The 26,052-nt window shown below is 68.1% G+C and carries 32 protein-coding genes and 4 pseudogenes; 25 read left to right on the top strand and 11 right to left on the bottom strand.

Features of this window, described 5'->3' with window-relative positions:
* Positions 1–700: 700 nt before the first annotated feature.
* Both AC3EO4_RS52880 and AC3EO4_RS52875 read left to right on the top strand, forming a co-directional pair.
* On the top strand, positions 701–970 hold the full coding sequence (locus AC3EO4_RS52880; protein WP_379580377.1) for a hypothetical protein: 270 nt from the start codon (positions 701–703) through the stop codon (positions 968–970).
* A 26-nt stretch (positions 971–996) separates the two neighbouring features.
* Entirely contained in the window at positions 997–1,401 is a 405-nt protein-coding gene (locus AC3EO4_RS52875; protein ID WP_379580378.1) for an integrase core domain-containing protein, read from the top strand.
* A gap of 29 nt (positions 1,402–1,430) precedes the next feature.
* Here AC3EO4_RS52875 and AC3EO4_RS52870 read toward each other — a convergent pair.
* Positions 1,431–1,604 (bottom strand): annotated as a pseudogene (locus AC3EO4_RS52870) (IS5/IS1182 family transposase); the annotation flags it as partial.
* A 374-nt stretch (positions 1,605–1,978) separates the two neighbouring features.
* Between AC3EO4_RS52870 and AC3EO4_RS52865 the strand changes: the two are divergent.
* From AC3EO4_RS52865 to AC3EO4_RS52815, 11 genes and pseudogenes are all read left to right on the top strand, one after another.
* Positions 1,979–2,659 carry a hypothetical protein gene (locus tag AC3EO4_RS52865; RefSeq protein ID WP_358130090.1) on the top strand — a complete coding sequence of 227 codons (681 nt, stop codon included), beginning with the start codon at positions 1,979–1,981 and terminating at the stop codon, positions 2,657–2,659.
* A gap of 5 nt (positions 2,660–2,664) precedes the next feature.
* The gene (locus AC3EO4_RS52860; RefSeq protein WP_379570255.1) at positions 2,665–3,180 is read left to right on the top strand and encodes a hypothetical protein; all 516 of its coding nucleotides are present in this window, start codon (positions 2,665–2,667) and stop codon (positions 3,178–3,180) included.
* A complete protein-coding gene (locus AC3EO4_RS52855; RefSeq protein WP_379570257.1) occupies positions 3,177–3,695 on the top strand; it encodes a twin-arginine translocation signal domain-containing protein in 519 nt (172 codons plus the stop codon). Before AC3EO4_RS52860 ends, AC3EO4_RS52855 begins: the two co-directional genes overlap by 4 nt.
* Positions 3,695–3,853, top strand: a complete 159-nt coding sequence (locus AC3EO4_RS52850) for a hypothetical protein (RefSeq protein ID WP_358130098.1) — start codon at positions 3,695–3,697, stop codon at positions 3,851–3,853. The genes AC3EO4_RS52855 and AC3EO4_RS52850 overlap by 1 nt, the downstream gene beginning before the upstream one ends.
* Positions 3,854–3,907: 54 nt before the next feature.
* Entirely contained in the window at positions 3,908–4,426 is a 519-nt protein-coding gene (locus tag AC3EO4_RS52845) for a hypothetical protein (RefSeq protein WP_379570259.1), read from the top strand.
* A gap of 13 nt (positions 4,427–4,439) precedes the next feature.
* Entirely contained in the window at positions 4,440–4,988 is a 549-nt protein-coding gene (locus AC3EO4_RS52840; RefSeq protein WP_379570261.1) for a MauE/DoxX family redox-associated membrane protein, read from the top strand.
* A gap of 13 nt (positions 4,989–5,001) precedes the next feature.
* Positions 5,002–5,535 carry a hypothetical protein gene (locus AC3EO4_RS52835; protein WP_379570263.1) on the top strand — a complete coding sequence of 178 codons (534 nt, stop codon included), beginning with the start codon at positions 5,002–5,004 and terminating at the stop codon, positions 5,533–5,535.
* A 126-nt stretch (positions 5,536–5,661) separates the two neighbouring features.
* Positions 5,662–6,750, top strand: a complete 1,089-nt coding sequence (locus AC3EO4_RS52830; protein WP_431903941.1) for an integrase core domain-containing protein — start codon at positions 5,662–5,664, stop codon at positions 6,748–6,750.
* 443 nt (positions 6,751–7,193) lie between these two features.
* Positions 7,194–7,526 (top strand): annotated as a pseudogene (locus AC3EO4_RS52825) (MFS transporter); the annotation flags it as partial.
* Positions 7,527–7,626: 100 nt separating this feature from the next.
* Complete coding sequence (locus tag AC3EO4_RS52820) at positions 7,627–8,436, top strand: MFS transporter (RefSeq protein WP_379570269.1); 810 nt, start codon at positions 7,627–7,629, stop codon at positions 8,434–8,436.
* A 195-nt stretch (positions 8,437–8,631) separates the two neighbouring features.
* The gene (locus AC3EO4_RS52815; RefSeq protein WP_379570271.1) at positions 8,632–9,519 is read left to right on the top strand and encodes a LysR family transcriptional regulator; all 888 of its coding nucleotides are present in this window, start codon (positions 8,632–8,634) and stop codon (positions 9,517–9,519) included.
* Between the two features lie 18 nt (positions 9,520–9,537).
* On the opposite strand, the gene AC3EO4_RS52810 is transcribed toward AC3EO4_RS52815, so the two are convergent.
* Positions 9,538–9,795: a hypothetical protein gene (locus tag AC3EO4_RS52810; protein ID WP_431903952.1), complete on the bottom strand. Its 258-nt coding sequence runs from the start codon at positions 9,793–9,795 to the stop codon at positions 9,538–9,540.
* Here AC3EO4_RS52810 and AC3EO4_RS52805 point away from each other — a divergent pair.
* Both AC3EO4_RS52805 and AC3EO4_RS52800 read left to right on the top strand, forming a co-directional pair.
* Positions 9,691–10,005 carry a hypothetical protein gene (locus AC3EO4_RS52805; protein ID WP_431903949.1) on the top strand — a complete coding sequence of 105 codons (315 nt, stop codon included), beginning with the start codon at positions 9,691–9,693 and terminating at the stop codon, positions 10,003–10,005. The genes AC3EO4_RS52810 and AC3EO4_RS52805 overlap by 105 nt on opposite strands.
* Positions 9,887–10,378, top strand: a complete 492-nt coding sequence (locus AC3EO4_RS52800; protein WP_431903939.1) for a LysR substrate-binding domain-containing protein — start codon at positions 9,887–9,889, stop codon at positions 10,376–10,378. Before AC3EO4_RS52805 ends, AC3EO4_RS52800 begins: the two co-directional genes overlap by 119 nt.
* Before the next feature lie 98 nt (positions 10,379–10,476).
* Here AC3EO4_RS52800 and AC3EO4_RS52795 read toward each other — a convergent pair whose 3' ends face one another.
* Complete coding sequence (locus AC3EO4_RS52795) at positions 10,477–10,833, bottom strand: LysR family transcriptional regulator (RefSeq protein WP_379570275.1); 357 nt, start codon at positions 10,831–10,833, stop codon at positions 10,477–10,479.
* Positions 10,834–10,935: 102 nt separating this feature from the next.
* On the opposite strand from AC3EO4_RS52795, the gene AC3EO4_RS52790 reads away from it, so the two are divergent.
* Together AC3EO4_RS52790 and AC3EO4_RS52785 are read left to right on the top strand one after the other, a co-directional pair.
* Positions 10,936–11,310 carry a VOC family protein gene (locus AC3EO4_RS52790; protein ID WP_431903937.1) on the top strand — a complete coding sequence of 125 codons (375 nt, stop codon included), beginning with the start codon at positions 10,936–10,938 and terminating at the stop codon, positions 11,308–11,310.
* 114 nt (positions 11,311–11,424) lie between these two features.
* Positions 11,425–12,870 carry an MFS transporter gene (locus tag AC3EO4_RS52785; RefSeq protein WP_488186384.1) on the top strand — a complete coding sequence of 482 codons (1,446 nt, stop codon included), beginning with the start codon at positions 11,425–11,427 and terminating at the stop codon, positions 12,868–12,870.
* Positions 12,871–12,888: 18 nt separating this feature from the next.
* Here the strand turns inward: AC3EO4_RS52785 and AC3EO4_RS52780 are convergent, their stop codons facing one another.
* The gene (locus tag AC3EO4_RS52780; RefSeq protein ID WP_379570281.1) at positions 12,889–13,011 is read right to left on the bottom strand and encodes a hypothetical protein; all 123 of its coding nucleotides are present in this window, start codon (positions 13,009–13,011) and stop codon (positions 12,889–12,891) included.
* Positions 13,012–13,303: 292 nt separating this feature from the next.
* On the opposite strand from AC3EO4_RS52780, the gene AC3EO4_RS52775 reads away from it, so the two are divergent.
* A complete protein-coding gene (locus AC3EO4_RS52775) occupies positions 13,304–13,708 on the top strand; it encodes a hypothetical protein (protein ID WP_185087368.1) in 405 nt (134 codons plus the stop codon).
* A 46-nt stretch (positions 13,709–13,754) separates the two neighbouring features.
* Positions 13,755–14,939, top strand: coding sequence for a serine hydrolase domain-containing protein (locus tag AC3EO4_RS52770; RefSeq protein WP_431903931.1), 1,185 nt, complete (start codon positions 13,755–13,757; stop codon positions 14,937–14,939).
* Between the two features lie 244 nt (positions 14,940–15,183).
* On the opposite strand, the gene AC3EO4_RS52765 is transcribed toward AC3EO4_RS52770, so the two are convergent.
* Positions 15,184–15,447: a hypothetical protein gene (locus AC3EO4_RS52765; protein ID WP_379570287.1), complete on the bottom strand. Its 264-nt coding sequence runs from the start codon at positions 15,445–15,447 to the stop codon at positions 15,184–15,186.
* A 405-nt stretch (positions 15,448–15,852) separates the two neighbouring features.
* On the opposite strand from AC3EO4_RS52765, the pseudogene AC3EO4_RS52760 reads away from it, so the two are divergent.
* Positions 15,853–16,171, top strand: a pseudogene (locus tag AC3EO4_RS52760) (Tn3 family transposase); the annotation flags it as partial.
* A gap of 7 nt (positions 16,172–16,178) precedes the next feature.
* Positions 16,179–16,541: a Tn3 family transposase gene (locus AC3EO4_RS52755; protein WP_379570349.1), complete on the top strand. Its 363-nt coding sequence runs from the start codon at positions 16,179–16,181 to the stop codon at positions 16,539–16,541.
* A 74-nt stretch (positions 16,542–16,615) separates the two neighbouring features.
* Here the strand turns inward: AC3EO4_RS52755 and AC3EO4_RS52750 are convergent.
* The 4 genes and pseudogenes from AC3EO4_RS52750 to AC3EO4_RS52735 form a co-directional block, all read right to left on the bottom strand.
* Positions 16,616–16,858: pseudogene (locus AC3EO4_RS52750) on the bottom strand (M55 family metallopeptidase); the annotation flags it as partial.
* A gap of 61 nt (positions 16,859–16,919) precedes the next feature.
* Entirely contained in the window at positions 16,920–17,735 is an 816-nt protein-coding gene (locus AC3EO4_RS52745) for a zinc-binding dehydrogenase (protein WP_379570289.1), read from the bottom strand.
* Positions 17,736–17,784: 49 nt separating this feature from the next.
* Positions 17,785–18,042, bottom strand: a complete 258-nt coding sequence (locus AC3EO4_RS52740; protein WP_379570291.1) for an MDR/zinc-dependent alcohol dehydrogenase-like family protein — start codon at positions 18,040–18,042, stop codon at positions 17,785–17,787.
* Between the two features lie 203 nt (positions 18,043–18,245).
* On the bottom strand, positions 18,246–19,190 hold the full coding sequence (locus AC3EO4_RS52735; protein ID WP_379570293.1) for a helix-turn-helix transcriptional regulator: 945 nt from the start codon (positions 19,188–19,190) through the stop codon (positions 18,246–18,248).
* Positions 19,191–19,274: 84 nt separating this feature from the next.
* On the opposite strand from AC3EO4_RS52735, the gene AC3EO4_RS52730 reads away from it, so the two are divergent.
* The 4 genes from AC3EO4_RS52730 (at position 19,275) to AC3EO4_RS52715 (ending at position 22,598) form a co-directional block, all read left to right on the top strand.
* The gene (locus AC3EO4_RS52730; protein ID WP_431903926.1) at positions 19,275–19,973 is read left to right on the top strand and encodes an alpha/beta fold hydrolase; all 699 of its coding nucleotides are present in this window, start codon (positions 19,275–19,277) and stop codon (positions 19,971–19,973) included.
* Positions 19,970–21,037 carry an epoxide hydrolase family protein gene (locus AC3EO4_RS52725; RefSeq protein ID WP_379570297.1) on the top strand — a complete coding sequence of 356 codons (1,068 nt, stop codon included), beginning with the start codon at positions 19,970–19,972 and terminating at the stop codon, positions 21,035–21,037. The genes AC3EO4_RS52730 and AC3EO4_RS52725 overlap by 4 nt, the downstream gene beginning before the upstream one ends.
* 67 nt (positions 21,038–21,104) lie before the next feature.
* A complete protein-coding gene (locus AC3EO4_RS52720; RefSeq protein WP_379570299.1) occupies positions 21,105–21,503 on the top strand; it encodes a DUF1697 domain-containing protein in 399 nt (132 codons plus the stop codon).
* A gap of 33 nt (positions 21,504–21,536) precedes the next feature.
* Positions 21,537–22,598 carry an integrase core domain-containing protein gene (locus AC3EO4_RS52715; RefSeq protein WP_431903923.1) on the top strand — a complete coding sequence of 354 codons (1,062 nt, stop codon included), beginning with the start codon at positions 21,537–21,539 and terminating at the stop codon, positions 22,596–22,598.
* A 60-nt stretch (positions 22,599–22,658) separates the two neighbouring features.
* Here AC3EO4_RS52715 and AC3EO4_RS52710 read toward each other — a convergent pair whose 3' ends face one another.
* Both AC3EO4_RS52710 and AC3EO4_RS52705 read right to left on the bottom strand, forming a co-directional pair.
* Positions 22,659–24,881: an MMPL family transporter gene (locus AC3EO4_RS52710; RefSeq protein WP_379570303.1), complete on the bottom strand. Its 2,223-nt coding sequence runs from the start codon at positions 24,879–24,881 to the stop codon at positions 22,659–22,661.
* Positions 24,878–26,020, bottom strand: a complete 1,143-nt coding sequence (locus tag AC3EO4_RS52705; protein WP_431903922.1) for a serine hydrolase domain-containing protein — start codon at positions 26,018–26,020, stop codon at positions 24,878–24,880. The genes AC3EO4_RS52710 and AC3EO4_RS52705 overlap by 4 nt, the downstream gene beginning before the upstream one ends.
* Between the last annotated feature and the right edge of the window lie 32 nt (positions 26,021–26,052).

The raw sequence follows: 26,052 nt of genomic DNA, 5'->3' as shown, positions 1-26,052 counted from the left end.
ACTGTTTGATCTGCCCCGATTTCGGCATGTTTGGTCTTCTCCGATACGGGGCTCTCAGATGGACTCCGTTTCTGGTGCGGAGATAGGGGCGGCCAGGGTGCGGTTTGCCTTTTCTTTCCTGTGGGGCTCAAGAACTCGAATCACTTCCAGCGCTTAGGCCTTCGTCCGGGGGGCTGAGGGCGCCGAGTTTGCGCCTGCCGAAAATGTCATCCGGCCAGGTCGCTGGCCTTGCAGGCATTCTTCTCTGGCTTGGGCAGTCTTCGGTCACCAGGAATGACATTCTGTGCGGCATGATGATCGGCCGTGCTGCTTCGCCTGGCCTATCTCGCCGTCACGAACGCCTTCGCCGCGCTGCGGTTGCTGCCCATGGGCGATCGGGACAAGAACATCGAGATTCTCGCCCTGCGCCACCAAATCAACGTTCTTCAACGGCAGTTCGGCGCCGACGTCCGGGTGAGATTCGCGGCTGAGGACCGGGCCTTTCTCGCCGCGCTCCTGGCACCACTGCCTCGTGAAGTCCTGCGCCGACTGCGGCTCCTCGTCCGCGGATACCGTTCTGCGCTGGCATCGCGATCTGATGAAGCGGCGTCATGCCCGTACATACTGGCCGAACAGGCGAGGTCGCCCGCCCACGGTGCGGCCCATTCGTGTCCTCATCCTGCGACTGGTTCGCGAGAATCCATCGTGGGGATATCGGCGAGTGCATGGCGAGCTCACCACGCTCGGCATCAAGGTGGCTGCGTCGACGGTCTGGGAGATCCTTAAGCAGGAAGGGCTTGGTCCGGCATCCGAGAGGGCGTCGACCACGTGGGCCGACTTCCTGCGCTCGCAGGCCGACGCCCTGTTGGCCTGCGACTTCATCGAGACCGTCACCCTCGATGGGCAATGCCAGTACATCCTGGCGGTCATCGAGCACGCCACCAGGCGCGTTCGAGTGCTGGGCACCACCGCGCATCCGAACGCGAGCTAGTCATCCAGGCGATCAAGAATCTGGTGATGGATCTGGAGGATGCGGGTTGCCGGGCGCCCTATCTGATCCGAGACCGGGATGCCAAGTTCCCGGCCCTCATGGACGAGATCTTGTCCGACGCCGGGGTCCAGGCCGTGCTCACCGGGATCCGGATGCCGCGCATGAACGCGGTCATGGAGCGGTGGGTGCAGTCGTGCCGCCGCGAGCTTCTGTACCGCTGCCGACTGTGGAACGAAGGCCACCTGCGGCACGCCCTGCGCGAGTACGAACAGTTCTACAACAAGCACCGAGCCCACCAAGCCCGGGCCCAAGCTGCTCCACTACGCGCCGTCCCGGATCCGATCACCGATCCGAGTCGTATCGCCAACCTGGACATACGCCGACGAGATCGGCTCGGCGGGGTTCTCCACGAGTACTCACATGCCGCTTGACCTGGATGGATAGAGTTTTCGGCAGGCGCAGAGATGCCCGGACCACCCCGCACCGCAAACGCCGACGCGAACTGCTCATCGCAGAACACCTCACCCAGCTCATCCCGTAACCGGATGGCCAGCGAACCCTTGGGAAAAGCCGCCCGCGCCACCATCACCGTGGCATCCGGAACCTCACGAGTGGGCCGAGGACGAAGAGGCATGACCCCATCCTCCACCCACCCCACCCCAAAAGATCACCCAATGAATCAACCAACAAAGTCGTCCAGGGGGACGGTCCCCGGCCGCGCGCGTTTCCCGCCGCGACGACACAACTTGGCCCGAGATGGATCTTGGACCGTTCCCTACGACGACCTGCGGTCTCGGCGGAAAAGTCGTGATCGAAAGGGGCTTACGCCTCCTATATGTGAGCTGATATGAAGATCACGTTCGCAGAGCCCGGTCGTAACGGCTGAGACGCCTGTGCCAAGCCTTGCGTCTCCCGAGCAATTCGTGCAGTCCAGCGGTAGGGAAAACGTTTCCTGCCTGCTTCGTGCTGCACTCATTCCAAGATCGCTCGAAAGGGAAGGTGTACGAGGTGAAAGTACGTACGCCCGACGGACGTTCGTTATCCGTCAGCGGCAATGCCAAGCCGTTCATCGGTGGATGGGCCTACATCGTGTGGGCGTTCGGCCCGGAAGGCGGCCTGCGCTTCTACGTCACTCCTGCGGGATCGGCCGAGGTGATCGGCAAGCAGCTCGGCGAGTGGGGCAAGTACACCGTGCGCGAGGCCGGGTGGAACGGCGGCACGCTGCGCTCCCTTGAGGATCCCGAGGCGGGTGGGACCACGATGATGTGGATCGGCCCGCATCACGAGATCTCCACCTACGTCAACGGCGTCGGCGTGCCGTTCGAGGTGTTCATGGACAAGCTCGCCGCGTTCGATGTGCAGGACGCGCCGGAGGGACTCACCATGCTCCCGCGGGCGGGCTCCGGGATGAGCCTGGCCAACCTGCTGGCGGTCAACACCATCGACCAGGTCTGCTCGGTTCAGGTCAAGCCGCTGGCCGACGTTGCTTCCGATGTGCCGCGCACCAGGGGCAAGCAGGTGCGCGGCGGCTCCATGTGGCGCGTGGACGACCACGACGAGTCGGGCCAGCTGCGGTCCCGGTCGGCGCTCCTGGTCAACCGGAGCACGGCGACCACGGTGATGGCGGCGCGCAGCGACGACCCGCAGTTCGTCTCCGTGGTCGAGTCCATCACCTGCGAGCTGAACTAGCCGCTATGCAGAACGTCGTCAACTCCCTGGCGGTCCTGTCGTTCTTGGGGACCGTCCTGCTGCTGTTCGCCTTCGCCGCGCTGCTGCGCATGGTCAGGGACCTGCAACAGGCGGCGGCGAAGGGACCGGCGCCCGCGGGCACGACCCCCGCGACGAGGAGCGTCCCGCGCTTCGCCTCCGGCGACGAGCGCCCGACCTTCGTGCTGGTCGTGACCGAGACCTGTCCCATGTGCCGGGAACGCGCGAGCAGGCTGATGGAGGTGTCGGGCGCCGCCGCCGGGAACCTGGTCCTGCTGTCGGCCGCCGAGCGGTGCGCCGAGTGGGTGGAAGGCGAGGCGGTGACAGCGATCGTGGACGCCACACTTCTGGGCACCATCGCGGTCGGGGCCACCCCGACGCTGATCAAATACTCCCCTTCGGGCGAGGAGCAGTGGCGGCGCGTGGTCGGCTCCAATGCCGATCTCGACGCCTTCCTCGAGGCCGCGCCCGTGACCGCTGATGAGAGGGTGACCATCCGATGAGCCACGAGACGAACATCGACACCGACCGCTACTGGGCCGACGTGCCCTCGGTCGACGACGAGCCCGGCGACACGAAGACCAGGCGGGGCATGCTCACCAGCACCGCCCCCTCGCGCAGGACGGTGCTCAAGGGGGTGGGCGTGCTCGGTGGCGCGCTCGCGCTCAACGTGCTGTCGGTCCTCCCGCCGTTCAAGACGCGGGAAGCGAACGCGGCCGTGGGCTCGGAGTGGCTGCACTGTGCCGGATACAACAACTGGTCCGGATACGACAACAACTCCAAGCTCTGCGTGGGCGGTACCTACTCCAGGAGCTACTGCGGCGCTGACGGCTGGTTCAAGCGGAGCTCCGGCACTTGTTACAACAGCTACGCGGTCGTGGCCTGCGGAACGGGCAGCTACGGCAAGAAGAACGCCTGGCGCTGGACGCACAGCGGCACGCCGTACCGGTGCGCCGACGGGAACGTCGCCACCTGCGGCGGCACGTACTTCTACATCTGCTCCTGGTCGAACCCCTGATGACGCGGGCCTTCGACGCCAGGCACGTCGCGTTCGGGCTGGCGGCGCTCACGGTCGCGGTGTTCGGCACGCAGCGAGCGTGGAGCGTCTCGCTGGAGCCGCTGGCCTGGACGCTGCTCGGCGTGACCGCGGGATACTCGCTGTCCGGCTCGGTTTGAAGCCTCAACTCAGCGGATCTGCTGACCTCGTCGGTCTGGCGGGGCAAGTTGTGGGTGTTCAGCACCGGGCTGATCCTCGGCGCGCTGTTCTCCGGCGTCGTCGTGGGCGCGGTCGGCGGGCTGGTCTCGATCGTGGATCCGGTCGTCAGGTGGTGGGTGCTGATCCCGCCCCTGGTGGTGGTCCTGGCTTTCGAGCTGGCCGGGCGGCCGCTGTCGCTGCCGCAAAACCGCAGGCTCGTGCCGCAGGACGTCATCCCGCGCAGCGAGTTCGGCGGGCCGCTGCAGTTCGGCTTCGAGATGGGCACCGGGGTGCGCACGTTCACACCGACGGCGCTCCCGCATGCGCTGGTGCTCAGCGTCGTCCTCGTCGGAGGTCTCGGGCCCGGCCTGCTGGCGGGGCTGGGATTCGGCCTGGGCAGGGCGCTCATGCCGCTGACCAGGACGCTGAGCGGGGATCCCGCAGCCTGGGACACCAGGATGCTGGCCTCGATGCCCTGGGTCGGGCGGGCCTGCGCCGTGGCGTTCGTCGCGGCCATCGTGATGCTCCTGCCTCGAGGGATGCTCCTGCCATGAGGAAGGGATCCGCGTGCCGGGACTGAGTTCGGTCGTGGGCAGTTTCGTCCTGGCGGGAGCGCTGCTGCTGCTCGTGGCGACGTGGCAGCGCGTCGCCACGGGCAGCAGCCTGAGGCGGGTCGTCACCGGGCACGGGCTGCTCCCGCGCCGCGTGGCCGGGCTCGTCGTGGTGGCCGAGGCGGTCGAGCCGATCGCAGGCCTCGCCCTGGTCGCCGGCTGGCTGGCCGGGCGCGGCGTGCTCCTCAGCGTCGCCTCCGGCATCGTGGCCGCGTGGTTCGCGGGGCTGGCCGGCTACCTGTGGGTGCTCATGCGCAAGCGCGGGCCGGTGCCCTGCGGATGCCTGGACGACACCAGCCCCGTGTCGGCGGTGAAGATCGGCCGCGCGGCCATGATCGCTGCGGCGGGCACCGTCGTGGCGTCCGGGCTGGCGGTGCCCGCGGCAGAACCGCTGCTCCGAGCCGTCGACCTGGCGCTCGGCGCGTTCGTCGCGGTGGCCATGGTGGTGACCGATCGGGTCTTCGACGTGTCCGGAACCTCTGGGGGCGAGGCTCGGTATGAGTAGGGAGGAGGATTTCATGAAGCTTTCGACCTTGGTGTGCGTGGCGGTGGCCGCCCTGCTGACAGGGGGGTGCGGCGCCTCGTCCGCCCAGTCCGCGACGTCCGCCCAGTCCCGGGAGGCGGCCTCGCCGCTGCTGAGTCCGGAGCAGCTCGGCGGCGGGCGGACGTGGACCGCGACCGAGACCAAGGAGATGAGGTGGGTGGAGCTCGCCCCCGAGCTCGTCCCCTGCGGGCGGCGCGTCATCGCGCCGGAGGGGGCGCACACGCTGGTGCGCTCGTTCGGGGCGGACGACGGCTCGTCCGTGTCACAACTGGTGGCCACCGGGATCGAGGCGATGGACGCGTTCAAGCGCTTCCACGCCGAATGCGGCGCCGTCGGCACGGTCGAGAGCGCCGCCGGGCCCGCGCACATAGCGCGCGCAAACGGCAGAGTCGCGATCGCGGCGACGGCCGGGGACAGCTTCGTGGTGATCGGCGGGACGGCGCCGGAGGCCGACCTGATCCGCATTGCGGAAACGGCCAGGAAGCACGCGCTGGCCAACCCGAGCTGACCACGGACACGGTCAGGGGTGCGGGTGCCGAATATTCATCCGTGCAGGCTAGAGACATGGTGGACGATCCATCCTTTCGGGCGAGCCCCCCGAGCGCTGCGCCAGATATCGGCAGGATGATCGGTCGTGCTGCGCTTGGCCTATCTCATGGTGACGACCACCTTCTCGCTCCTGCGATTGCTGTCGACCAGCGATCGCGCCAAGGACATCGAGATCTTGGTGCTCCGGCATCAGCTGACCGTGCTGCAACGGCAGGTGAACAAGCCCGCGTTCACTCGGGAAGATCGGTTCCTTCTCGCAGGGCTGCTGCCTCGTCTGCCGCTGGACACGCTGCGGCGCCTGACGTTGTTGATCCGACCTGACACGATCCTGCGCTGGCATCGTGATCTGCTGCGGCATCGGCACGCCGCAGCCAGTGCCTATCGGCGGCGGGGACGCCCGCGCACTGTCCGATCCGTCCGCGTCCTGGTGCTGCGGCTGGCCCGGGAGAACTCCTCGTGGGGCTACCGGCGTATCCACGGCGAGCTGGCTGCGCTCGGTATCAAGGTCGCGGCTTCCACGGTCTGGGAGATCCTCAAAGACCACGGCATCGATCCGTCTCCGGAACGGGAGCACACCGCCTGGTCCGATTTCTTACGCAGTCAGGCCGATGTGCTGCTGGCCTGTGACTTCTTCGAGGTCCGCACGCTGACTGGGGTGCGACTGTACGTCTTGGCGGTCATCGAGCACGCCACCCGCCGGGTGCGGATCCTCGGTGTCACTGCGCACCCGACGGGGGAGTGGGTCACTCAGCTCGGCCGCAACCTCGTCATGGACCTGCAGGGCGCGGGCACCGCAGCGAGATTCCTCATCCGTGACCGAGACGCCAAGTTCACCGCGGCTTTCGACACTGTGCTGGCCGACGCGGGAGTACGCATCATCAAAAGCGGCGTACGTATGCCGCAAATGAACTCCTTCATGGAGCGCTGGATCCAGACCTGCCGGCGCGAGCTGCTGAACCGGACCTTGATCTGGAACCAGCGCCACCTTCTGTATGCGCTGCGCGAGTTCGAGACCTTCTATAACGAACACCGGCCTCATCGGGCTCTCCGGCAGGCTGCTCCGCTTCGACCACTCGTTGATCCCGGCATCGACTCGGCCTCGATCGCCTCGTTGGATATCCGCCGACGTGATCGGCTCGGAGGTGTCCTGAAGGAATACCGACATACGGCCTGACCTGGACGGATGATTAATCGGCACCCGCAGCGCCAGCCAGGCGATCAAGAAGAGGGTACGTAACGTCGGCGCCCCTCTTCGAGTGCACCAGCCGCGCCGTACGGCTCACACCGGTCGGCGAACACCTTCGCCAGGACCTCCGGCCGGTCTGTGCCGCATATGGGTGGAAGTCTGGCATATCGGGCCAAGAGGGACGCAGGCGAGTAACCGGACCTCTCTTCGGTCGCCCCTGAGGGCTATCGGAAAGTCGACGGAAGGCGAGAAGCAGTTCAGCACTGCTACTCTCATTTGTGAGAGATGAGAATAGCGCTTCTGAGAGCAGCCCAGAACCGCTTCTCGAGGTCGCGGCCGGCCGCACACCCCTATCGGACACGCCGGCCGTACTGCCGGAGAAAAGCCTGTGGCGTAACGGCGACTTCCTCAAGTTCTGGTTCGGCGAGAGCATGTCACTGCTCGGAGCCCAGGTGACCCACCTGGCGCTGCCCCTGACCGCCATCCACGCCTTCAACGCCACCGACGAGCAGGTCGGGGTGCTGCGGTTCCTGCAGCTCGCTCCCTATCTCGGGCTCGCACTGCTGATCGGAGTATGGACCGACCGGGTCCGGCGCAAACCTGTCATGCTCACCGCCAACCTCATCAGGATGTCTCTGCTCGCTCTCATTCCGGCCCTGTACTGGTGGGACGCGCTGAATCTGGTCATGCTGCTGATCATCGCGTGCGTCGTCGGCGTTGCGTCGGTCCTGTTCGACCTGAGCTGGATGTCCTACGTGCCCACCGTGGTGAAGAGCCCAGCTCACTACGTCGAAGCCAGCGCCAAGATGGGCATCAGCACCTCCGCCGCGGAGGTGGCCCGGCCCGGGGGCCGCGGGTGTGCTGGTGGCGGCGTTGACCGCGCCGGTGGCGTTGATCGTAGACGCCGTCTCCTATGCGGTGTCCGTGACCTCGTTGCTGCTAATCCGCACGCCCGAGCCACGCCCTCAACCCGCCGCGAAGCGGCATGCCCTGACGGAGCTGCGCGACGGGCTTCGCTGGGTGCTGCGGGACAGAATTCTCCGGGCACTGGCACTGATCGGGTTCTGCTGCAACTTCTCCATGGTCACCGTATGGACCATGTTCCTGCTGTACGGCACGCAAGATCTCCACCTCCCCTCGGCAACCCTCGGCGGCATTTTCGCGACGGCCTCCGTGGGCGGCCTGATCGGCGCGGTGATCTCCAGACGGGTCATCAAACGGTTCCCGCTCGGACGCGTCTACCTGGTGGCCCAGTCGGCGCTGCTCCTGGGCCCGACACTGATCGTCACGGCCGCCGGACCCCAGCCGGTGATGATCGGCATGTTCGTCCTGTCCTTCTTCACGACCTCCCTGGGCCTGGGCGTCGCCGGGGTCATCATCGTCAGCCTGCGCCAGACCAGCACTCCGCAGTCGATGATGGGGCGGATGACCGCGGTGTTCCGCACGCTGCTGTTCGGCGGCGGCGCCCTCGGCGGCCTGTCCACAGGCCTCCTCGCTGGCCAACTCGGAGCCAAGGGCGCACTGACCGCGGCCGCGATCGGCTCCGCCAGCGTCGTGATCGGACTCATCGTCTCCCCGGTCAGCAGGCTGCACGCCCTGCCGACGGCACCGAAAGAGACCGCCGCAGCGCACGTGCCGCACGCCGGTCAGAGATCTTCGAGCGCCCACCGATGAGCCGCCGACCGTGCGGGTGCCGATTAATCGTCCGGCCAGGTCAAGCCGCGTTTCGGTATTCCTTCAACGGACGATGAGGACTCCACGCAGATGAGGGGCGACCGCAAGAGAGGTCCAGTTACTCGCCTGCGTCCCTCTTGGCCCGATATGCCAGACTTCCACCCATATATGGCACAGATAGGCGAAATGGGAATTGTGGAGCTACGGGACATCGAGATCTTCCTGACCTTGGCTGAGGAGCTGCACTTCGGCCGTGCCGCCGAGCGGCTGCACGTCTCTGTGGCCCGGGTCAGCCAGGCGATCAAGAAGCAGGAACGCGCCATCGGTGCCGAGCTTTTCGCGAGGAACAGCCACAGCGTCCGGCTCACGCGGCTGGGTGAGCAGCTCCGCGATGACCTGCGCCAGCTGCACCAGGGCCTGACGCAGACCTTGGAGCGGGCACGGCTGGCCGCACGCGGCAAGACCGGCACGCTCCGGGTGAGCCTGTTCCCCCTCAACGTCCAGGAGCTGCGCCGCTACTGGGAGACCTTCCGCGCCCGGCACCCGCAGTGGGAGCTGCGCCTGCGGATGTCGGTCCTCCAGGACCCGTTCGCCCAGCTCCGAAACGGAGAGGCCGACATCCTGGTCACCTGGCTGCCCATCGAGGAGCCCGACCTCACTGTGGGTCCGCTGCTGTTCGCCGAACCGAGGGTGCTGGCCGTGGCCGGTGACCATGCGCTCGCCCGATGGTCGTCGGTCTCCCTGGAGGCGGTCAGCGACTTCCAGCACGTGGCCATCGATCCTGCGCCCGGCTACTGGACAGACCACTACGTCCCGGAGCTCACCCCCAAGGGCCGGTCGATCGACCGCACCGCCACCTTTTGCAACCTCGAGGACATCTTCATGCAAACGGTCCTGGGAGAGACCGTCACCCTCTTCCCGGTCCACGTGACCCGGTACTTCCCCCGCCCCGACATCGCCTACCTGCCCGTCAAGGACATGGATGCGCTGCCGTACGGGCCGGTGTGGCTCAGCGCCGCGGAGAACGACATGATCCGCGCCTTCGCCCGCGTCGTCCGCGACCTGGGACCGCTGCCCGGCTGAGACCGTCCACAGCCCTCGTCAACTGTCGTGTTGTTGCCGACCATGCCGATGCGCAGCACGTCGGTCTTCCCCTGAGCGGCTGATCGGGCCCGATCCATGCTGATGGGAAGCCCACACTTCGGCCGTGCCGCCGAGCGGCTGCACGTCTCTGTGGCCCGGGTCAGCCAGGCGATCAAGAAGCAGGAACGCGCCATCGGTGCCGAGCTTTTCGCGAGGAACAGCCACAGCGTCCGGCTCACGCGGCTGGGTGAGCAGCTCCGCGATGACCTGCGCCATCTGCACCAGGGCCTGACGCAGAGCCTGGAGCGGGCACGGCAGGCCGCACGCGGCGTTACCGGCACCTTGTGCCTCGGCATGATCCCCGGCAATGTGCACGCGCGAGGGAACGGTCGACGTCCTGGTCACCTGGCTACCCGTCGAGGAGCCCGACCTCACCGTGGGACCTGTCCTGTTCACCGACCCGCGAGTCCTGGCCGTCGCCACTGACCACGAGCTGGCCACCCGGCCCATCGCCTCGATCGAGATGCTCGCAGACTTCCTCCACACCGACGCGCCGCTGGCCCCCGGCTACTGGGCCGACGGTTTCATCCCCCCGCACACGCCGCGCGGGCACCGGATCGTGCGCGGCCCGCGGGTCACCCACATGGAGGAGCTGCTCGCGCTGGTCAGCGTCGGAGAGGTCGTCAACTCTCTGCCCGCTCACTCCGCCCGCTACTGGAACCGGCCCGACATCGCCTGGCTGCCCTTCCACGACTTCGAAGCCCTCACCTACGCGCTGGTGTGGTGTACCGAAGCCGAGACCGACGCCGTGCGCGCCCTCGGCCCGCTCCACCTTGGGAGACCTCTGTGGAATCCGTGACATCGAGATCTTCCTGACCCTGGCCGAAGGGCTGCAGTCCGGCCGTATCGCCGCCCGTGTCACCCAGGCGATCCAGAAGCAACCGTCCACAGCCCTCGTCAACTGTCGTGTTGTTGTCGACCATGCCGATGCGCAGCACGTCGGTCTTCCCCTGAGCGGCTGATCGGGCCCGACTCATGCTGATGGGAAGCCCTTCGTAGACCGGCCGGAGGTCGCGGCGAAGGTGTTCGCCGACCGGTGTGAGCCGTACGGCGCGGCTGGTGCACTCGAAGAGGGGCGCCGACGTTGCGTACCCTCTTCTTGATCGCCTGGCTGGCGCGCGCGGCCGACACGTGCAGCCGCTCCGCCGTACGGCCGACATGCAGATCCTCGGCCGGCGTCAGGAAGATCCCGATGTCGCGAATCTCTAGCGTGTCCTGCCCGGCGTGAAGTCTGCGGTTAACGCAGCGTTGCACGATCCAGCATTGCCCCGGCTAGGCCGTACCGGCAACCTTGATCCAGGACGAAACGCCACATAGAAGGGAAATCATGGCAAACAACCGCATACGGGCAGAAACATGAACATAGTCTCCTCAACCGTCGTCTTCGCCGTCGACGATCTGGCAGGCTCCCGCCACTTCTTCACCACCTATCTGGGCTTCCGCGAGGTGCTGGACACCCCGGATTTCACCTGGCTGAGCCGCGACGATGCGGCCGCCGACATCCTGCTGCACCAGCGCGACCTCGAACGGCCGCGAGAGCGGATCGCCCAGCCGGTGGTGGCGTTCGCGGTCACCGATCTGGCCAAGGAATCCACGCGCCTGCACGCCGAGGGCGCACCCATCACCACGCGGTTGTGGCGCAACCCGTGGGGTGAGCGGCTGATGCGCCTGACCGACCCCAACGGCATCGTCGTCGAGCTGACCGAATGGATCGCGCCCGGCGGCGCCTGATCCACCCCCAACGGAAGGCGCGTGGAGCGCGCCATCCCTCAGTCGATCACTTTCTGTATGTGAATGGAAGCTAAACGTATGCAATCGCATCCTCGTCGATGGCTGATCCTGATCGTGCTCTGTCTGAGCACCCTGGTGCTGGTCATCGACAACATGGCACTCACCGTCGCCGTGCCCGCCCTGGCCGCCGATCTGGGCGCCACCTCGCAGGACATCCAGTGGATCCTGGAGTCCTACATGCTGGTCTTCGCCGGCCTGCTGCTCACCGCCGGATCGCTGTCCGACCGGTACGGCCGGCGCAAGCTCATGGTCATCGGCCTGACGCTGTTCGGCGCCGCCTCCGCGGCCGCCACCCTCGCCACTGACCCCGGCCAGCTGATCGCCGCCCGCGTCGCGATGGGCGTCGGCGGCGCGATGATCATGCCCAACACCCTGTCGATCCTGATGGTCGTCTTCCCCGACGAGGCCGAACGGCGCAAGGCCATGGCCGCAGGGGCCGCCTTCGCCGTGCTCGGCCTGATCGGCGGCCCCGTCGCCAGCGGCGCCCTGGTCGCCTCCCTCGGCTGGGAATCGGTCTTCTGGATCAACGTCCCGATCGCGCTCCTGGCCATCCTGGCCGCCCTGACCCTCATGCCCGAATCCAAGGGCTCGGCGACCAAGCCCGACCCCATCGGCGCCGTCCTGTCCATGATCGGCATGTCCGCCCTCGTGTGGACGATCAACGAACTCGCGCACGGCATCGCCTGGACCCCGCTGATCGTCGCCGTCGTCGCCCTGGCCGCCTTCATTGGCTGGGAGCTGCGCACCGAGCACCCGATGGTGCCGCTCCAGCTCTTCCGCGACCGCGACTTCGCCGGCGGCAGCCTGTCGCTCACCCTCGTCCAGATCGGCAGCGGCGGCATGCTGCTGGTGCTGACCCAGTACATGCAGTTCGTCCTCGGCTACACCCCCACCCAGGCCGGGCTCGCCTTCATCCCCATGTTCATCGCCTCGATCGTCTTCAACGGCATCGGCGCCGGCCTGGGCAGCAAGATCGGCAACCGCGCCACCGCGGTCCTCGGCATGATCGTGATGGCCGCCGGCTTCGCCGTGCTCGGCTTCTCCTCCTCCGACAGCTTCACGATGCTGGCTTTCGCGCAGGTCGTGCTGGGCGCCGGCAGCGGCCTGGCTGGGCCCACGGCGATCGCCGCGCTGATGAGCGCCGTCCCGACCGAGCAGGCCGGTGTCGGTTCGGCGTTGAACGACACCATCCAGCAGGCCGGCGCCGCCCTCGGCGTGGCCATCCTGGGCAGCCTGGCCACCAGCAGCTACACCTCCGCCATGCCGGCCACCGCACCGGATCAGGCCCGCCGCTCCGTAGCCGCCGCCGTGGCCGACCCGTCCCTGGCCGCAGCCGCACGCCAGGCCTACGACGCCGCCATGTCCACCGCCTTCCTCGGCGCTGCGGCCGGGGTGCTCGGCGCCGCCGTACTGGCTCTGCTCCTGTTGCGCGGCCGCAAGATCGGCGCCCACGCCGCCTCCTTGATCCAGCAGCAGGCCCCGGTCAGTGTCACTCACTGAAGCCGCTCACTGAGGCCCTCACTGGAGCAGATCGCCGGAGTAGACCTGGTGCCGATGCTCGGCCGAGCAGACCAGGTCGCCACAGACGTGGCTGAGGAGCTGGCTCATGTTCCAGCCGCAGCATCCAATCCTGCCGCTCATCCCGCCGAACCCTCACGGACGTCCTCGACCTAGCTGACCGGCCCTCGCGCTCGCCGTCGACCATGCGGTGTCCTGTCAGCGGCCGCGTCAGGACGGCAACCGCCCCGTGTCAGAGCGGTCGGCGATCGTGGATGCCATGAACGGTTCAGTGATTGCGGCCTCAAGGCTGGGTGAGATCCATTCGGGCGACCCGACCTAAGCAATCCAGATACCTCGGTCACCAATAGGACCGCAGTCCACCATCCGTCCGTTCAATTTGAATTTCGTAACAGATGTATGGGAGCTCACCATCATGTCCATCACCCTTACCGACCAGGACAAGCTCACCCTCCGCCTCGCCGCGTGGGGCGCCGTCTCGCTGATGTCCGCCGCTGGCATCGCCGAGTCGGCCCACAAGGTCGCCACCCACGGCTCCATCGCGCTGACCTCCGCCACCGGCCCGGTCGGGCACGTGCTCAGCAAGGCGCCCAAGGGCGTGAAGTACGGCAAGACCGTCGCCGAACTCGCCGACCAGGTGCTGCCCGCCCTGACCGCGAGCGTGAGCCTGCTCAAGCAGCAGGACCCGGCCGAGGCCGACAACTTCCGCGGCACCGTCACCGTCGCCATCGAAGCCGCCGCCCGCACCCACCAGGGCCAGCCCAGCCCCACCATGGCCGAGATGATCCGCAAGATCACCGAGGCCCTGGACGCCGCTTGACCGCAAACCCCTTTGCCCCTGAGCGTGACACTAGAGAAGAGGAAGCGTGACAACCCAACCCCCATCCGCGATCAAGGTCCTGCGGCGCGTGGCTGTGCCGACGCTGGCAGCCGCGCTGCTGACCGGAGCAGTCGCCCCCGCGGCATCGGCTGCCGGGCCGGATCGTCCGGAGTTGCAGAAGGCCATGCAGGCGTTCGTCGATGCCGGTTTCTCCGGGATGCAGCTGCGGGTGCACGATGAGCAGGGCGACTGGGCCGGCAGCGCCGGGGTGCGCAAGCTGGGCCAGAGCGCCAAGCCGCCGACGAACGGGCGGTTCTGGACGGGCAGCGTCATCAAGCCCTTCACCGCGACCCTGGTGCTGCAACTGGTGGCCGAGGGCAAGATCGGCCTGGACGTTCCAGTGGCCGACTACCTGCCCGAGTTCGGGCTGGACCGGCGCATCACGGTGCGGATGCTGCTGCAGCACACCAGCGGGCTGTTCAACTACACCGGCGATTCCGACCCTGACGGAAAGTGGGTGCCGGGCATCACCGCCAACGGCGCCGCCTGGCTGGCCGACCGCTTCCGCAGCTACCAGCCCGAGGAACTGATCCGGCTGGCGCTGTCCAAGACGCCGCGGTTCGAGCCGGGCACGGACCAGAAGTACACCAACACCAACTACACACTGGCTCTGCTGCTGATCGAGAAGGTCAGCGGCCGCTCCTACGCCGAGGAGATGAAGCGGCGGATCCTGCGGCCGCTCGGGATGACGGCCACCGTGGTACCGGGCGACCGGACGCAGCTGCCCGGCCCGCACGCCCACGGCTACTACCGCATCAAGGACGCCGCCGGTAAGTGGAAGACGGTCGACATCTCCCGCCAGAACCTGTCCCTGCTGGCCGGCGCCGGGGACCTGATCTCCACCACGCAGGATCTCCACACGTTCATCTCCGCGCTGAACGGCGGCAAGCTCCTGCCGGCCCCGCTGCTGACCGAGATGCGCAAGCCGCACTCGAAGATGGGCTACGGCCTCGGGCTGTTCGTGCAGGACCTGGGCCCGAACTGCGGCACCGTCTACCAGCACAACGGCAGCCCCCCGCACGGCTACGGCACGCTGATGTACAGCTCGCCCGACGGCAAGACGACCCTGACCGCCTCAGTGACCTGGGTAGACGAGGCGACCAGAGGCCCGGCCAAGGACTTCCAGAAGCTCACGGACACGCTCGTCAAGCAGGTGTTCTGCGACGGGTAGGCCGGTTCGGCTGACGAGGCCAAGCCAGCTCAGTAGACGGGGCCGGGCATCCCGGACCGTACGCCTTGAGGGTGGACTCCTTCCGGTTGTGCGCCCGGTAGAGCGCGAACCCGGGCCACGCCGAGCTCGCTGAGCTCGGCGTGGCCGGTCCACAGGCGCGGACGCCGGGCCGAGCAGGTTGAGGAACGTCCCGATAGGCAATCAAGCGGAGACGGTGTAAGCCGCAGGACGGCTAGCGATCCGATCAGCTCACGGGCTGGGCCGGCGCCGCGGCGGCCTCGTCGTGGTCACGCAGCATGTGCAGGACGGTGGCGGGTGAGTGGTGCCGGCCGTTCTTCTTGCCCTTGGTGATGACGAGCTGGGCGGCGATGTCGCGCAGACTGACGCCACGGTCGCGCAGGTGCAGGGCCATGGAGAGCATGGCCTCATCGGTGACGGCCGCGCCGCCGATGCGCTTGCCGCGGGTGCAGGCGACTCGTGGCATTCCAGGGTGCGGTCGCGTACGCATTCGCGTTCCATCCCCGACAGCGCGGCCAGCACGGTGAACACCACACCGGAGGGGTCGTGGCTGCCCTGCAGCTCGCCGGTGAGGAACTCCAGGCCGATGCCGCGGCCGAGCCGCTTGTGCTCGTGCACCACGAGGGTAACGGCGACGCCAGAGGAGCGCAGTTCCGGGCGAGGGTGAGGGCCCGCTCAAGTTCGGGGCGGACGGTGGGGCGCGGGTGGAGATCTTCTCGGCGAAAATGCGGGTGGTGCCTGCGGCCTTGAGCGCGTCGGTCTGGGTGTCGAGTGACTGGCGCACGGTGGAGGCGCGGGCACCGGCGGCCGTAAAGCAGGCCAGGTCGGTTGATCTCAAGCGCAACATCCTCAGCGTGCTCATCGCCAACGCCACGAATTCGGGGTTGTCCAGGATGTGGAGGCCTGCGGCATCCCGTATGACGTGCTGCGCTGGACGCAGGAGTGGTACGTGCGGGAGGAGACGCTGCGCGAGGCCAACACCTGCATCGTCAACCACCACGGGCTGGATCTGTCGAAGGTGTTCGGCCACCATGTCAAGCTCGGACGGGCAGCGTTTCCCGGTGCGGGGCAAGAGCACGACCGCCCGGGACATGACCATCCACGGCGGCCAGGTGCTGTCTTCCTACACGCACGTGTCCGACCAGCACTCCACCTTCGGCACGAAAATCATCGTGCCGAACGCCCGCGAGGCGCACTTCGTGCTGGCTGACTTCCTGGGCAATGCCACCGACCTACCGCTGTTCGAACACGCGACAGATAACCACGGCGTCACCCTTAGTCAACTTTGCCCTGTTCGACCTGGTGGGCAAGCTGCTCTCCCCGCGCATCCGCGACCTCGGCAAGATCACCCTGATCCGGAACGAGACGTCCACGGACACGGTCAAGCGCTACCCGCACGCCGGCCCTCTGCTGAGCGCCCGCTGGAACGAAGACCTCATCGCCGAGTGCTGGCCGGACCTGCTGCGCATGGTCGGGTCGCTGAAATACGGGCAGGCCACCGCGCTGCCGGCCGGGACATTCCCGACGAGCTGCTGGCCCACATCTCCCCGGCACACAGCGAGAACATCAACTTCTTCGGCGTGATCACCGTGGACGTGGAGGCGGCGGCTGGCGGCCGCTGCGCCCGACGGCGGCGGACGCGAGTCTGATGTGACCGCTCAGGGGCTGATGCAGGTCAGCAGGGCCAGGAGCTGGAGCACGCCGTAGGCGAAGGCCATGTTCTCGGCGTGGAACGCCACGGTGCGGCCGGTTCGGGCGAGGCCCGGTATGAAGGCGGCGATGTCTGCCGAGCGCGGCTGATGCAGGTCGACCTCGATGTCGAGCGAGCGCGGAACCGATATGGGTGGCTGGTCGTCGTGCTGGCGTACCGCCTGACTGGCGCCTTGGCGCAGGCGCTCATGTGCCTTCCGGCGATGCCCTCCATGTCGACGGAGATCAGGACCTTGATGGCAGCCATGGGCGTCACCGGGCCTGGTGCATGCGCAGGGCGATGCCGCGGCCGCCGAAGAATGCCTCGAAGGTGTCGAGGGGCAGGCTGGCCTGGCGTGTGTCGGGGGTGTGGCCGCAGGGGTTGTGGAAGTGGATCAGGCCGTGGTCGTGGCCGGTGAGCAGGACCAGGTGTCCGCCGTGGCCGAGGGCGGGTAGGCGGGCGGCGGATCTCTTTGTGGACCGAGGCCATGACCGGGTTCCCGTCGGCGAGCCGGCCGAGGATGTCGGCGGCGGCCAGGTGCGGGTGCACGTCGGCGTGCAGGCCGTGCTCGGCGCGTACGTACTCGGCGAACGGCGCGTAGTACAGGCCAGACAGGTGTGCGGGAAGGTGAGGGTGCCCTCGCGCAGTGCACGGCCGAACTCCTGCATCGCTTGTGGGATCGCGTCCAGATGATCGCTGCCCGACATGCCGCGCAGTGTGATCCCTCGTAGGATGAGGGAGCCGGTGTCGATCTCGATCGGGGCGGTGAAGTCCCCGGAGATCTGGCTGGACAGAGTGCCGACAAGAGCGACGCGGGCACCGCGGCGGGCCACCGCCAGCACGGCCGACAGTTGTTCGCCGCCAACATGGTCGAATACGGCGTCGATCCCGTCCGGGGCTGCCGCGCGCAATTGGTCCTCGATCGGGCCCGCCCCGCGGATGACAACGGCGTCGTAACCCAACTCCTTGATCAGATGCTGGCCCTTGCACTGGGAGCCGGTGCTGCCGATCACCCGTGTCGCTCCACGCAGGCGGGCCAACTGCCCGGCCAGAGAGCCGACGCCGCCCGCCGCGCCGGTAACGAACACGGTATCCCCCTCCGTACCTCGGCAGCCCGCACGATGCCCAACCAGGCAGTCAGTCCTTGTGAGAGGTAGGCGGCCACATCGGGCATCGCCTCAGGGTCGATAGCTGCGCCTCGGCCGCGTCGACGGCTGCGTACTCGCGCCAGCCATGATTGTGCGTGACGAGATCGCCCGGGCTCAGGCCGGTGCCCGGCGCGGAGATCACTTCGCCGATGGCCGGACCCCACAGGGGTGGGCCCGTCTTGTACGGCGGCATGGGCAGATCGGCGTCGCCCCGCATCAGGGTGCGCATCACGGCGACGACGCTCATGAGCGGTTGCGCACGAGCACTTGGCCGGAGGCGGGCTCGGGCACCGGGGCCTCCACCACGTGGAAGCGGTTAACGCGAAGTGCCCCTTGTGGGCGAGCGGCCAGGTGCACCTCGCGATGGGTGGCTGGGATGGCAACTCCCCGAAAGGTACTGAAACACCGCGTAGGACCCAAGCATGACGCGCTGAGCAAGAGACACCGCGGCTACGGTGCGGGTTGGGAGCGGGCGACGGCTTGGGTGAGAGCGGTGACGTGCTCGGCGAGCGCCGTGACCAGCGCGGGTGGGTTCTTGACGGTGAAAGGCCAGGGCAGGCCGGTGAGGATGCATGCCATGGCCGGCAGGTCTTCTGCTCCGCTGATCAGGAGCACGCCGCCGTCGGAACAGGGATGCAGGTCGCCGAAGGTGACCGGCAGGTGGTCGCGGGCGGTCTGCAGGTCGGTGTCGAGCCACACCTCGGTGCGATGGGTCCAGGCGCCGAGCGTCAACGCGTGCAGGACGTGGGTCACGGGGTCGAACCCCTCGGGCGGGGTGAATCTGCCGGGTAGCTCGGCGGCGCCGCTGATCTTGTCCAGGCGGTACATGCGGATGGCGTCGCGGAGGTGGTCGTGTCCGACCAGGTACCAGCGGCGTGCGTGCACGACGAGCCCGTAGGGGTTCACCTCGCGTGCGCCGCGGGTGTGCTCGATCCGGACGGTGTGCCGTGAATGGACGGCTGCGGCCAGGGTCAGGGCCAGGTGCGGTTCTGGGGTCAGCGGACCGGTTGTGGCGGAGGTGGCGGCGATGAGCGCGGTGACGCGTTGGCGCAGCGCTGTGGGCAGGACGCGGTTGAGTTTGACCAGCGCCCGGTCGGTCGGGCCGGGCTCTGCCACTGGCTCGTGCTTGCCGGTGGCCAGCGCGACCGCGACGGCGACCGCTTCGTCGTCGGCGAGCATCAGGGGAGGCAGGCGTACGCCGAGGGCGAGCCGGTAGCCGCCGTAGCGTCCGCGGACGGACTCGACGGGGATGTCCATGTCGCGCAGGGCGGTGATGTAGCGGCGCACGGCGCGGGCGTCGACGTCCAGCCGCCGGGCCAGTTCGTCGGCGGGCACCAGGCCGCGGTCTTGGAGGATCTCCAACAGCGCCAGGACGCGGGTTGCCGGACGGGACACGATCGCGATTCTAATGAGGGCGAAAAGCGTCCACAATCCTCCCTAGCCTGGCGCCGCAGCACATCGATCGGAAGGAGTCGGCTGGTGTCGGCCATTGTTCTTGTCGGCGGTTCGTTTCTTGGCGCGTGGGCATGGGAGCGGGTCACGCCGCTGCTGACCGCGTACGGCCACCAGGTGCATCCGCTGACGCTCACCGGTTTCGGTGATCGCGCGCATCTGGGCTCGCCGGCCACGACGCTCACCACGCATGCCCGTGACATCACGGCCGCGATCGAGTACGCCGGACTGAGCGAGGTGGTGCTCGTGGCGCACTCCTACGGTGGAGCCCCGGCCACGATCGCCGCCAACACGATTCCCGAACGGATCGCCGAGGTGGTCTACCTCGCCGCGCTCCTGCCCGAGCCGGGCAAGAGCCTGTTCGACATCACTCCCGCGCCCGTCGTCGACGCGATCATGGAAACCGTCCAGGACGGGCGGATCCCCGCGATGAGCGACGAGATCATCGACGCCAACTTCGGCGCGCATGGACTCACCCCTCAGGACCGGGCATGGCTGCGAGCGCGTGGCGTCGGCCAGCCGATCGGCACCTACCAGGATCCGGCACCGGCCGACCTCGGCGCCGTGCAGAGACTGCCACGCACCTACATCGCCTGCGCGGGCGACCCCGGCGGCCCACCGCGCCTGCCGGGCCTCAACGTGATCACGTTGGATGCCGGACACTGGTCGATGATCACCGAACCGGTAGAGCTGGCCCGGGTGCTGGATGAGGTGGCCCGGTCATGATGCGGCCGTACCGCGTGGAGATTCCGCAGGAGAGCCTGGACGACCTGACAGCCCGGCTGGCCGCGACCCGCTTCACCCGCCCGCTGCCCGGCCGCGGGCTCGGCGTGCCCGTCGACCGGGTACGGCAGCTGGTGCAGTACTGGCGCGACGGATACGACTGGCGCGCCTGGGAGCGGCGGATCAACGCCCATCCGCAGTTCACGGACAAGATCGACGGACTCGACGTGCACTTCCTCCACATCCGTTCGACCCGGCCGGACGCCTTGCCGCTCATCCTCACACACGGCTGGCCCATGTCGGTCGTGGAGTATCTGCCGCTGATCGAGCGACTGAGCGACGCCTTCCACCTCGTCATCCCCTCGGTGCCCGGCTTCGGGTTCTCCGCCGTGCCGCGCGAGCCGGGCTGGAACCGCCGCCGCGTCGCCGCAGCGTGGGCGGAGCTGATGCGGCGGCTCGGCTATGAGCGCTACGGCGCCCACGGCAACGACGTCGGCTCTCTGATCTCCATCGAGCTCGGACGCCTGGATCCGCACCGCATCGTCGGGGTGCACGTCACGCAGATCTTCTCGCTGCCCTCCGGCGATCCGGCGGAGCGGGCCAGGCTGGGACCGGATGACCTGGCGCAACTGGCCGCGCTGGAACGCTTCATGACCGACAGGAGCGCCTACCTCGCCCTCCAGTCCACCCAGCCGCAGACCCTGGCGCACGCGCTCGCCGACTCCCCTGCCGGGCAGCTGGCCTGGAACCTGCAGCTTTTCGGCGATTCGGTGAGCGACGACTACATCCTCACCAACGCCGCCATCTACTGGCTGACCGACACCGCCGGCAGCTCAGCCCTGATCGGCTATCACGGCAACCGGCCGCCAACCGAGCCGTCATCCTTCCCCTTGGGCCTGGCCTGCTTCGCCGACGACTTCTTCCCCTCCATCCGCCCGCTCGCCGAACGCGACCACGGCGCCATCGTGCACTGGAACGAGTACGGCACAGGCGGACACCATGCCGCGCAGGAGGAACCGCACCTCCTCGCCGACGACATTCGCACGTTCTTCGCCGGCCGCCGATGACGCCACGGGGGAGCGCTCGCATCGGCGGCGTACCGTTGGTCACCACAAGATCTGGAGCAGATTGCGCATGTCGACAGCGTTCGTCATCTTCTACCGGAACATGAACCTGGGCCATCTGAACAGCCCTACCCGGGCGATGCTCGAGAGCGCGCTGCGTCAGGCGGGGGCGTCGTCGGCACGGTCGTTCCAAACGAACGGGACGGTCCTGATCGAGGCCGGCGACGCCGCGCCCCGCGAGGTTGTGCATCGGGCGGCGCCGCGCCTGCTGACGGTCAGTGGCTACGACGACGCCGCGTGCGTGCGTCCTATCGACCAACTGGCGGCGATCCTCGATCGCGATCCCTTCGCCGGCGTCGGCGACGAGCGCACCTATCGCGAGACGTTCACCTTCTTCGACGGCGCCGGCGACCCGCTGCGCCTGTACCGCGTCAAAACACCGTCGCTACCGCATCGAGCTGCGGTTTGACCGAGGCTACCCACGCCGACAAGATCACGTCGTGTGCCTCCTCGCCTGCTCTATCTGATCGCGGTCCGGGTGTTCGGCTGGCTGATGTTGCTGGGCCGTCGCCAGGCGTCGAAAGACGTGGAGATCATGGTGTTGCGGCATGAGGCGGCGGTGTTGCGGCGTCAGGTTGGGCGCCCGAAGCCGGACTGGGCCGATCGGGCCGTTCTCGCGGCGTTGGCCCGGTCGCTGCCGGCGGGGCTGCGCGCTCATCGGCTGGTCACTCCGGCGACGTTGCCGGCGTGGCATCGTCGCCTGCGCCGACGGGCATGGATCTACCCGCATCGTGGCGGACGGCCGAGCACGAGCCAGGAGGTCCGGGCCGTGATCGTCCGCCTGGCGCGGGAGAACCCGGCATGGGGCCATCGACGGGTGCACGGTGAGCTGGTGCGGCTCGGCCACCAGGTCAGCGAGGCGACCGTGCGGCGCATCCTGCGCTCGCGCCGCTTCCGCCCGGCACCCCGACATCTCGATACCTCCTGGCGAAGCTTCCTGCGGGCGCAGGCCGAAGGGCTTCTGGCCTGCGATTTCTTCTATGTTGACACGATCTTTCTGAAGCGCCTGTACGTGTTGTGCGTGATGGAAATCAACACGCGGCGCGTGCACATCTCGGGCGTGACCTCCCACCCCACCGGCGCCTGGACCGCTCAGCAGGCCCGCAACCTCCTGATCGATCTCAATGAGCGAGCGGCGTCATTCCGCTTCCTCAGCCGCGACCGGGACGCCAAGTTCACTACGGCATTCGATGAGGTCTTCGCAGGTGAGGACATGAGGGTGGTGAAGAAGCCACCGCGAACGCCGCAGGCGAACTGCTATGCCGAGCGGTGGGTGCGTACGGTACGGGCCGAATGCACCGATCGGATGCTGATCTACGACGAACGGCAATTACGGTTGGTGCTGGGTGAGTATGCCGATCATGACAACGGTCATCGGCCACACCAGTCCCGCCGACAGCACCCGCCCGATCATGGCGAGCGGACCATCGTGCCGTTGGCAGGCCGGATCAAGCGCCGGAAGGTGCTCGGTGGTCTGATCAACGAGTATCACCGAGCAGCGTAGCCGTTTCGGGGAACGCGCAGTTCAAGCCCTATGCGATGGGTTTTGACGCGGTACAGGCGGCTATGGCGAGCCCCAAGAGGCTGGGGCCCGGTCGGGTGCCGGGGCGGGTTCGGGCGCACGGTCCTGCGGGTTCGTGGTAGGTCGAGGGCGTACCGGCCACCAGACGGCCCGACCGAGCAGTGCGGCGAGTGCGGGGACCAGCACCAGCGACACCACAAGCGCGGAAACCATGATGCCCAGCGTCATCGCGAAGGCGATCTGTTCGTTGCCTGAGGATGTGGCGAGGCTGGCGAAGGAAGCGGCTAGCACCACGCCGGCCGTCGTGATGGCCGGTGTCGTGTGCCGTACGGCACGGGCCACGGCGGCGCGGGCCGGACCTGGTCGCCGCATCTCCTCCCGGATCCGGTCGGTGATCAGGATGTTGTAGTCGGTGCCCAGGGCGACGACGAACAGGAACAACACGAGCGGGAGGGTGAAGCTGACGCCCGGCTTGCCGAGTATGTGCTGGAACAACAGGGTGGCGGCGCCGAGGGTGGCGGCGAAGCCGAGCCCGACGGAGAGCATCAGGATCACCGGCGCGAGCAGGCTGCGCAGGAGCAGCAGGAGGATCAGCGCGATCAGCGCGGCCGCGACCGGGAACACGATCGTGAGGTCGTGCTCGACGGCCGTCGAGATGTCGGCGATGATCGCCGGGGTCCCGCCCACGTGTGCCGTCGTCCCGGCGGGCGTGTGCTGGGCGACCGCGGCCCTGATCGGTCCGGAGGCCAGGTCGCGGGCCTGCTGGCTCTGCGGGTCCGCGGTCGGATAGAGGTCGATCCTGGCGGCGCGGTGGTCCTTGTTCAGGACGGTCTTCGCGACCTGGCCCACACCCTTAACCCGGGTGAGCGCTCGCGATAGACCGTCCAGCCGGTCTGCGGTGAGGGCGCCGTCGTCCTTGGAGGTGACAAAGACGCTCGTCGGGTCCGACACGCCGGCCGGCAGCGTACGGGAGATCTCGGCCGCGGTGGCTGCGGCGGGGGTCTGGGTGCCGGGGCTGCCCTGGCCGTAGTCCATGCGGATGCCGATCAGCCCGGCGGCCAGTGCGGCGAGCAGGGCGACAGAGGCGGTCAGCATCATCAGCGGGCGTCGCGTGACCAGCTCACCCAAGCGGGCGGCACGGCCCTCGCGCGTCTCGCGGTGCAAGGCCGTGCTGGAGGGCCAGAACATCTTGCGGCCGGTGGCCGCGAGCAGCGCCGGCAGCAGGGTGAGGCTGCCGAGCAGCATCACCAGGATCGCGACGGCGATCGCGGGGCCCATCGAGCGAAACTGCCCGAAGGTCGCCAGTCCCAGCGTGGCGAAGGCGGCCACGATGGTCAGCGCCGCCGAGGTGATCGCGGTGCCCACCCGGCCGGAGACCTGCCCGGCCACCTCACGGGCTGACTGCTCGGGCCTGGCCCGCAGTGCCTCGCGGAAGCGGAACAGCAGGAACAACAGGTAGTCGATGCCAATGCCGAACAAGACCACGTTGATCAGTCCGGGGGTGCTCGCGTCGAGCTTGAGCCCGGTGATCATCGCGGCGCCCGCGACGGCACCCGCGGCCACGAAGCCGATCAGGGCGACCGCGAGCAACGGCAGCAGGGCCGCCAGCACGCTGCGAAACACCAGCACGTTGAGCAGGATGATGAGCCCCATGATGAGCCCGCCCCCGACCGTCGTGGTGATCTTGCGGGAATCGACGGTGTCGACGGCGTCGGCGAGAGGCCCGGTGAAACCGGTACGCATCCCCGCCTCTGAGAACTGCGTCCGGGCGGCGTCCCTGAAGGTCCGGTAGACGCCCTGGACGCCTCTATCCGCACGATTGCCGATCAGCTCGACGGAGAGCAGCTCGAAACTCCGGTCGGGCGCCGTCATCGCCGGGGCGATCGTGGGGGTCTGGGAGCGGTCGGGGACCAGGTACTGCTGCGGGCCGTCGTCCTCCCTTGGCATGATCACCCGGCGCTTGGCCAGCTTCGCCGCCTCGGCCTCGATCCGCTCCTGGTCAGCGGCGCTGAGGGCCTTGCCGTCGGAGCGGGCGACCAGCACCGTCACCGTGGTCGCGTCGGGATTCACCCCGAACCGCTCCTCGGCGATGTTCAGGGCGGCGGCCGAGTCGTAGCTACGGGGCAGGAAGTCCCCGGTCTGGTTCTGGGTGACCCGGTCGAACAGGGTCGGGATCAGGGCGCTCAACGCGACGCCCAGCACCGCCCAGAGGGCGATGACCTTCCACGGGTGTCTGGTGGAGTATCCGGTCAAGGCGCGGATCACGACGTGCTCCGGCGGACGGAAGAGGCGCAGAGTGCGTTGTCGATCAGACGGGCCGTGGCCTGGCCCTGCTCTCGCGTGCCGGGGTAGGTGGTCCGGGAGACGATCACGCTGGTACGGCCGTCCTGGGTGACGGCGTTGTCGGTGATGAACCCGGGGGTGCCGCCGGGGTGCGTCCAGGCCGTGACTCCGCAGCTCAGTCGCTGCTTGGCCATACCCAGCCCGAACTCCCTGCCGGGCACGCCGACGGGGACCGTGGTCATCATCTTCTTCAGCTGTTGCTGCGACAGCACCTGCCCGCCCAGCAGTGCACGCCAGAACCTGACCAGGTCTTCTGTGGTGGTGACGGCCTCGCCCGCCGCGCCGGCCCAGCCGAGGCTGAGCAAGGTGGAGCGGAACGGGCGCGCGGTTTTGGCGTCCTCGGTGTAGGACTGCACGTGCGGCTTGGGCAGGAGCGGGGAGTCGCCGGGCAGGGTCGTGTTCCGCAGCTTCAGCGGCTTGATGATCCGGCGCGTCACCTCCTCGCGCCAGGAGTTCCTGGCGGCCTTCTCGATGATCATCCCGGCCAAGGTGTAGTTGATGTTGGAATAGCTCCAGCGGGAGCCGGGGGCGAACAGCGGTCGATGGCCGACGCTGAGCGCCACCAGCCGCAGCGGGCTCATGCGCAGGAACCGGTAGGTGCGGTAACCCCGCTCCGTGTGCATCTTCTTCTCGATGTCGCCCACGGAGTCGTGCAGGCCGCTGGTGTGCTGGAGCAGGTGCTTGACGGTGATCGCGCGCCCGTCGTTGCCGTTGCCGCGCACCAGCCCGGGAAGCCACCGCTCGACGCTGTCGTTGACCGAGAGCCGCCCTTCCGCTTCGAGCTGCAGGATCACGGCGGCGACAAAGGTCTTGGTGTTGCTGCCCATCCGGAAATGCCCGCCACTCGGGACCGGCACCTGACGGCCCAGCACCGCCGTACCACTGGATGCGGCCAGATCGGCGCGGGGCGAGCGCACCCGAGCCTGCACGCCCAGCGTGCCGGCGTCGCGGATCGCGTCCAGGTCCGCTTGCAGGGCCGCCCGGTCGTAACCGGGGGAAGACGCGTGCGCCGGGCTCACCGCCAGCACACCGGCCGACACGGCCACGGCCGCTGTCGCCACGACCGCATGGAATCGACGCTGGCCAACACTCA

The sequence above is a fragment of the Nonomuraea sp. bgisy101 genome, from assembly GCF_057708945.1.
The sequence above is the reverse complement of the archived record's forward strand: the minus strand, read 5'-3'. Positions and strand labels throughout refer to the sequence as shown.

Coding starts and splice junctions, on each gene's coding strand:
- AC3EO4_RS52875 (WP_379580378.1), top strand. CDS start 997: ATGGATCTGGAGGATGCGGGTTGCCGGGCGCCCTATCTGATCCGAGAC.
- AC3EO4_RS52860 (WP_379570255.1), top strand. CDS start 2,665: ATGCAGAACGTCGTCAACTCCCTGGCGGTCCTGTCGTTCTTGGGGACC.
- AC3EO4_RS52855 (WP_379570257.1), top strand. CDS start 3,177: ATGAGCCACGAGACGAACATCGACACCGACCGCTACTGGGCCGACGTG.
- AC3EO4_RS52850 (WP_358130098.1), top strand. CDS start 3,695: ATGACGCGGGCCTTCGACGCCAGGCACGTCGCGTTCGGGCTGGCGGCG.
- AC3EO4_RS52835 (WP_379570263.1), top strand. CDS start 5,002: ATGAAGCTTTCGACCTTGGTGTGCGTGGCGGTGGCCGCCCTGCTGACA.
- AC3EO4_RS52810 (WP_431903952.1), bottom strand. CDS start 9,795: ATGGCGCAGGTCATCGCGGAGCTGCTCACCCAGCCGCGTGAGCCGGAC.
- AC3EO4_RS52800 (WP_431903939.1), top strand. CDS start 9,887: ATGTGCACGCGCGAGGGAACGGTCGACGTCCTGGTCACCTGGCTACCC.
- AC3EO4_RS52790 (WP_431903937.1), top strand. CDS start 10,936: ATGAACATAGTCTCCTCAACCGTCGTCTTCGCCGTCGACGATCTGGCA.
- AC3EO4_RS52780 (WP_379570281.1), bottom strand. CDS start 13,011: ATGAGCGGCAGGATTGGATGCTGCGGCTGGAACATGAGCCAGCTCCTC.
- AC3EO4_RS52775 (WP_185087368.1), top strand. CDS start 13,304: ATGTCCATCACCCTTACCGACCAGGACAAGCTCACCCTCCGCCTCGCC.
- AC3EO4_RS52765 (WP_379570287.1), bottom strand. CDS start 15,447: ATGCGTACGCGACCGCACCCTGGAATGCCACGAGTCGCCTGCACCCGC.
- AC3EO4_RS52755 (WP_379570349.1), top strand. CDS start 16,179: ATGCCACCGACCTACCGCTGTTCGAACACGCGACAGATAACCACGGCG.
- AC3EO4_RS52740 (WP_379570291.1), bottom strand. CDS start 18,042: ATGAGCGTCGTCGCCGTGATGCGCACCCTGATGCGGGGCGACGCCGAT.
- AC3EO4_RS52725 (WP_379570297.1), top strand. CDS start 19,970: ATGATGCGGCCGTACCGCGTGGAGATTCCGCAGGAGAGCCTGGACGAC.
- AC3EO4_RS52720 (WP_379570299.1), top strand. CDS start 21,105: ATGTCGACAGCGTTCGTCATCTTCTACCGGAACATGAACCTGGGCCAT.